This is a genomic window from Marseilla massiliensis (genome assembly GCF_016899955.1).
In the GTDB taxonomy this organism is placed as follows: Bacteria; Bacteroidota; Bacteroidia; order Bacteroidales; family Bacteroidaceae; genus Prevotella; species Prevotella intestinigallinarum.
In genome coordinates, this window is sequence record NZ_JACJJL010000119.1 from 1 (window position 1) to 281 (window position 281).

The following is a 281-nucleotide window of genomic DNA, read 5'->3' on the forward strand; positions in this document are numbered from 1 at the left end:
GCTTTATATCTCAAAGGATCCAGAAAGCTGCCAGTTGAAGTGGTGGCACCAAGTCTGGGAATGATCTGGCAGGTTTCGATCTCCAGCCCAGACCGGGAACGGGCGTTTCAGGCGTTGGAGGTGGCCACCCTGTTTGCCCTGCGCCGCGCGGTGCGCAATGGCTCGGTCTGGATTGAGCACAGCCTGAGCTTTCGGGGTCGTGCGCGCTTGTTCTTCACGGACGAGCGTTGGCAGGCAGAGTCCAAGAAACACTATGCCCGTCTATCGTTACCCAGCAAGGC

General features: G+C 58.7%; 1 protein-coding gene. It reads left to right on the forward strand.

Going from position 1 to position 281, the window contains the following annotated elements:
• A partial coding sequence (locus tag H6B30_RS16195) for a hypothetical protein (protein ID WP_205112259.1) occupies nt 1-281 on the forward strand: 281 nt, incomplete at both ends.